The organism is Sedimentibacter sp. B4 (assembly GCF_000309315.1).
GTDB classification, from domain to species: Bacteria; Bacillota; Clostridia; order Tissierellales; family Sedimentibacteraceae; genus Sedimentibacter; species Sedimentibacter saalensis.
This window is the reverse complement of sequence record NZ_CANG01001151.1, coordinates 1-432: the sequence shown is the minus strand read 5'-3', so window position 1 is coordinate 432 and position 432 is coordinate 1. Positions and strand designations below refer to the sequence as shown.

1 protein-coding gene is annotated in these 432 nt (G+C 72.2%); it reads right to left on the bottom strand.

The genetic code is table 11. The features are described from left to right. A partial coding sequence (locus BN358_RS25920) for a glucuronate isomerase (RefSeq protein ID WP_198018556.1) occupies window positions 1-432 on the bottom strand: 432 nt, incomplete at both ends.

The following is a 432-nucleotide window of genomic DNA, read 5'->3' as shown; positions in this document are numbered from 1 at the left end:
TCGGTGAACAGATGAGCGGAAGCGCGCCATCGCGTCCGGGGCGTCGATGAACCACGCCCAGGACGCGCTGGGGAGAACACCACGTGGAAGCCGGGGGAGGTGCCGAATGCTGCCAGCATCGGCTGGACGGCCCGGGTGAACTCCACCTGGAGCGGGATGTCCGCGCCGACGTCGGCGCCGTAGCCGGCGAACGTGGCCGGGTGGTGGTTGCGGTACACCGCGGGGTGCATGGTCAGCACCAGGCCGTCGTCGGCGGCCATCCGGGCCTGCTCGAACAGGAAGGCGCGGCGAAGGGTGTCGGCCTGCGCCGGCGTGATCGCGCCGCGGCGGCCCAGTGCGTAGAGGCGCTCGGCCTCGGCGTCATCCAGCGGCTCGACCCGTGCGTCCGCGTGCGAGTGGTCGGACGAGATGGCGCCGTGCGCCCTGAAGTAC